Source organism: Brevundimonas diminuta ATCC 11568 (assembly GCF_000204035.1).
GTDB lineage: Bacteria > Pseudomonadota > Alphaproteobacteria > Caulobacterales > Caulobacteraceae > Brevundimonas > Brevundimonas diminuta.
This window is the reverse complement of the sequence record NZ_GL883086.1, coordinates 1,279,654-1,284,517: the sequence shown is the minus strand read 5'-3', so window position 1 is coordinate 1,284,517 and position 4,864 is coordinate 1,279,654. Positions and strand designations below refer to the sequence as shown.

5 protein-coding genes are annotated in these 4,864 nt (G+C 66.1%); 3 read left to right on the top strand and 2 right to left on the bottom strand.

Annotated elements, in window-relative coordinates:
• Positions 1–253 precede the first annotated feature (253 nt).
• The 3 genes from BDIM_RS10145 to BDIM_RS10140 all read left to right on the top strand — a co-directional run bounded on the left by BDIM_RS10145 (position 254) and on the right by BDIM_RS10140 (position 3,462).
• Positions 254–1,846, top strand: a complete 1,593-nt coding sequence (locus BDIM_RS10145) for a PAS domain-containing hybrid sensor histidine kinase/response regulator (protein WP_040345703.1) — start codon at positions 254–256, stop codon at positions 1,844–1,846.
• 63 nt (positions 1,847–1,909) lie between these two features.
• Positions 1,910–2,044 carry a hypothetical protein gene (locus BDIM_RS18590; RefSeq protein WP_003165503.1) on the top strand — a complete coding sequence of 45 codons (135 nt, stop codon included), beginning with the start codon at positions 1,910–1,912 and terminating at the stop codon, positions 2,042–2,044.
• Between the two features lie 104 nt (positions 2,045–2,148).
• A complete protein-coding gene (locus BDIM_RS10140; RefSeq protein WP_003165502.1) occupies positions 2,149–3,462 on the top strand; it encodes a hemolysin family protein in 1,314 nt (437 codons plus the stop codon).
• A 23-nt stretch (positions 3,463–3,485) separates the two neighbouring features.
• On the opposite strand, the gene BDIM_RS10135 is transcribed toward BDIM_RS10140, so the two are convergent.
• Complete coding sequence (locus BDIM_RS10135; RefSeq protein WP_003165501.1) at positions 3,486–3,857, bottom strand: hypothetical protein; 372 nt, start codon at positions 3,855–3,857, stop codon at positions 3,486–3,488.
• 193 nt (positions 3,858–4,050) lie between these two features.
• Positions 4,051–4,864, bottom strand: an 814-nt coding sequence (locus BDIM_RS10130) for an ATP-binding cassette domain-containing protein (protein WP_155818704.1), incomplete at its 5' end; no start/stop codon positions are given.

Sequence of the window (4,864 nt, the reverse complement as noted above, 5' to 3'; positions counted from 1 at the left end):
TCAGAATGGGCGAGGGCCTCGGTCCTCGCCAGTTCAACAGTAAGAGTAAGCGTAAGCGTACCGGCCTCAAGCAGCCCGCAAGGGCGGTAGGCCGCAGTAAAGCGTAACAGAGCGGCCCCCGGAGAAATCCGGGGGCCGTTTTGCTTTCTGACGATGCATTGAATCAGAGCGGGCGCCCGACTTTGGTCGAATGGGACGGTTAAGCTTTTCTCAGCCAGGCGTGGGCCATCAGGCGCCGCTGAAAGGAGCATCTATGACTGACGTTGACTGGCCCCGCCGCGCCGGCCTCTCCGCCGCGCTCGACGAGGCCGCCATCGTGGCGATCACGGATCGCGCCGGCCGTATTCTGTACTGCAATGACAAGTTCGAGGCGGTCAGCGGCTACTCGCGCGAGGAACTGATCGGTCAGACGCACAGGGTGGTGAACTCGGGCGTCCACCCGCGCGACTATTTCCGCAATCTGTATCGCACCATCGCGGGGGGCGAGGTGTGGCGCGGCACCATCCAGAACCGCACCAAATCGGGCGAGCCCTATTGGGTCGATACGACCATCGTGCCGAACCTGGGGTCTGACGGGCGGCCCGAGACCTACACCGCCATCCGCTTTGAGGTGTCGGACCACGTCCGCGCGCTCAAGGCCCTGGAACTGGCGCAGGCCGAGGCGCGACAGGCCGCCGAGGTGCGGGACCGTTTCTTCGCCAACATCAGCCATGAGGTGCGCACCCCGCTGAACGCCGTGCTGGGCCTGGCCTCGGCCCTGGCGCACACGACGTTGACGTCGCGCCAGACCGAGATGCTGAAGTTGATCACCGGAGCAGGGGACGCCCTGCGTCGCGTGCTGGACGACATGCTGGACCTGTCGAAGATGCAGGCGGGTCAGTTCAGCCTGTCGCTGACGCCGTTTGATCTCAGAACCGACATCGAGGCCGTCGTCGAGATGCGCCGCGCGGTCGCTGAAGACAAGGGGCTGACGCTGGACGTGGCGTTTGCGCCGAGCGCGCAGGGGCAGGTGATCGGCGACGGCGTCCGCATCACCCAGATCGTCTCCAACCTGGTGTCCAATGCGGTGAAATTCACGGCTGAGGGGCGTGTATCCGTTCGTGTCGACGTGCGCGCCGAGGACAACCGGGAACATCTGATCATTGAGGTCGAGGACACGGGCATGGGCTTTGACGCCGAAGCGGCGCGACGCCTGTTTGATCCCTTCGTTCAGGCCGATGACGCCATATCGCGCCAGTTCGGCGGTACAGGTCTGGGGTTGTCCATCTGCAAGTCGTTGGCCGAGTTGATGGGCGGAGAGATTGCCGCAGAGTCGGCGTTGGGCGAGGGCAGTCTGTTCCGTGTGGCCCTGCCCGTCGAGCGTGTGGCGGCGGTCGTGGCCGAACCGGCGGCGACATCGGTTGAAGCGGCGCATGCGTCGGATGAGGGCGCGCAGATTCGCGTCCTGGCGGTCGAGGACAATCCGGCCAATCAGATGGTGGTGCGCTGCCTGCTGGAGCCGCTGGGCTTCGAGATCGTCACTGCCGACAACGGTCTGGAAGGCGTGCGGCGTTTCGAGCAGGAGCATTTCGACATGGTGTTGATGGATATGCAGATGCCGGTCATGGACGGGCTGGACGCCATGCGCCGCATCCGCGCCGACGAAGCGCGACTGGGCGCCGAACGCACGCCTATCGTCATGCTGACGGCCAATACGACCGAAGTTCACCATCTGAAGGCGGTGCAGGCGGGCGCCGATCATCTGGTATCCAAGCCTGTCACCCTGGACATCCTGTTGCAGGGGATGGAGCAGGGCGCCGCCGCCGCCGCTGAATGGTCGGGCGAGCCGGTTCTTTCGGCCGCCTGACCGCAGGAACCGGGCCGCGCGGCTCGGCGTTCAGAAGCGGTCGTCAATGATCGGTTAACCACGATGAAACGCGCCGCGCGTCTGGGCTTGATGATTGGTCTGGTGATCGGGCTCAGCGCCTGCGCCGCCGGACATATGAGGCAAGGCGACGTCGATACGGGCTTCTACGGCGGCGTCGAAGCGGCTCGAACGGGCTGAACGCCGCAGTTTCGACAACAGTGCTGGCGCAGACGAGGCTTCGCCTTTACTATCGGCTGCGCGGACGCCGTTAGTCGCGCCGCGTCAGGGCTTCTCCCTTTTCGATGTTGACCATCGCTATCGTCGTCGTGCTGCTGCTTGTGGTGCTGAACGGCCTTTTCGCCATGACCGAACTCGCGGTCGTGTCCTCCCGCAAATCCAAGCTTCAGAGCCGCGCCGAACGAGGCGACCGCGGCGCCCGCGCCGCGTTGAAGCTGGCCGAGGAGCCGACTCAGTTCCTTTCGGCGGTTCAGGTGGGCATCACCCTGATCGGCATTCTGGCGGGCGCCTACGGTCAGGCCGCCATCGCAGGCGAACTGGATGACATCCTGACGGCGAACCTGCCGGCCCTGGCCCCCTATTCGCAGATTATCGCCACCGGCGTGGTCGTGGTGCTGATCACCTATGTCTCGCTGATCGTCGGCGAACTGGTGCCCAAGCGGCTGGCCCTGATCTTCCCGGAGACCATCGCCTCGAAGATGGCGGGTCCGATCTCGACCCTGGCCCTGGTGATGAAGCCGTTCGTGCTGCTGCTGACGGCCTCGACCTCGGGCATCCTCAAACTGTTGGGCGTCAAGGACCGCGACGGTTCGGACGTCACCCAGGAAGAGGTGGAGAGCATCCTGGCCGAGGGCACCTCTGCGGGCCTGATCGAGCCGGAAGAGCAGGAGATGATCGAAGAGATCCTGCGCCTGGGCGACCGGGCCGTGCGCGTGGCCATGACGCCGCGTCACGAGGTCTATTGGATCGCCCTGGACGATTCGGAAGAGGTGCTGCGCGAGGAAATCCGCACCTGCCCTTATTCGCGCATCGTAGTGGCGCGCGACAACGACATCGATAATCCGTTGGGGGTGGTCCACAAGAAGGATCTGCTGGACAGCTTGCTCGACAACGGCGAGTTCAATGTCGAGAAGCTGGTGGCCGAGCCGGCCTTCATCCCGCAGTCGACCTCGGTGCTGAAGGCGCTGGAGATCCTGAAGGGCTCCAAGGTTCACATGGCCTTCGTAGTCGACGAATACGGCGCCTTTGAAGGCGTGGTCACGGCGACGGATCTGCTGGAGATGATCGCCGGCGACTTCAACGAGAGCCATGACGAGGCCGAGACGGCCGTACGCAAGCGCGCTGACGGCACCTGGGCTGTCGACGGTCAGATCGATCTGGATGAACTGGGCGAGGCCCTGGGCGAAGACTTCGGCGAACATGAAGGCTTCCACACGGTGGCGGGCCTGGTGCTGCACCATCTGTCGCGGGTGCCGAACGAGGGCGATGTCCTGCAACTGGGACGTTTCGAGGTCGAGGTCATCGACATGGACGATCGACGCATCGACAAGCTGTTGTTCCGCCCGGTCATCAAGGGCGAAGAAATCGACGCCGCCTGATCCAGGCGGCGTCGGTTACTCGATCAGTCGCGATCCAGCGGCTGGACCAGGGCGACCCGATAGGGACGCATGGGGCCGCCCGGCTCGGCCAGGGAGACGTATTCCCCCGGCACGAAGCGTTCGCTTTCGAGGCGGAAGCCGACGGCGTCGGACTCTTCGCCGGGGAAGTCCAGCACCCAACGGCCGTCGGCGCCCTGAGACAGTTGGCCGACCGCCAGGGTTTCGCCGTCGCGGAAACGGCGGACGCGCGTGCGCTCGGGCGCAGCGAGCAGAGCCGCCGCGTCCAGCCGTGATTGCTGGTCCAGCGTCATGACCAGATCATAGCCGTCGCGCGGATCGCCGTGCGGCGCATCGGCCTCGCGGGCCAACTCCAGCCGGATATGGTGCAGCGTCATGGTCAGCGCGCCTTGCGGTCGGCCAGGTTGCTGCTGATCACGCCATAGGCCATGGCGGCCATGAAGGTGAGGAAGAAGGCGCCCATGGCGGCGACGGGGGCGACGATTTCTGAAGGCATGACAGTTCTCCTATGCCGACAGCAGAGCCTATCTCGGCCCTCTTCGCCTTGATGGAGATCAAAGGTCTCGCAGATCAGGCGGCGGCCCGAAGCGGTCCGACGTCGGCCTGGATATGGCCGTTCTGGCTAATGCCGCTGACCGTCAGAGCCTGATCGCAAAGGGTCAGGGGGGCCGAGCGGTGGCTGACCAGGATCAGGCCCTGGCCCGTGCGTTGGAGGCGTTGCGACAGCCGGTCCAGCACCTTGGCTTCAGTGGCGGCGTCCAGGCCTTCGGTCGGCTCGTCCAGCACCAGCCAGGGGGCGGGGCGCAGATAGGCGCGGGCCAGGCCCAGGCCCCGCCGCTCGCCGCCTGACAGCCGTGCGCCGTTTTCGCCCAGAGGCGCGTCCAGGCCGCCGGGCGCGGCGCGGATGCGATCAGCCAGTCCGGCGTCTTCGAGCACGGCCCAGAGCTGGTCGTCATCCGCCGTGGGGGCGGCCAGGCGCAGGTTCTCGCGCACCGTTCCGGCCATCAGCACCGCCTGCTGCGGCGCATAGGCGAACAGCGGCCGCACCGCATCCGGGGACAGGGCGGCGCCGTCCATATCGGCGAAGGCGACCTCGCCTGGAATGGGCGCACGCAGATGCATCATCCGCTCGATCAGGGTGGTCTTGCCCGCGCCTGAGCGGCCCACGACGGCCAGGCGTTGAGGCGGCGTGAGACGCAGATCGGCGGATGACAGGCGAAGCGTCGGCGCTGCGGCGGCAGGCGCCGCGACGGGCGCTTCCCCATCCAACAGTTCGCCCAGACGCTGGACGGCGACCGCGACGGCGCCGTTCTGGCGCAGGGCGTTGAGCAGATTGCCCGCGCTCTCGATCGTGGCGACGGCGGCCAGCATGGCCAGCGCCGTC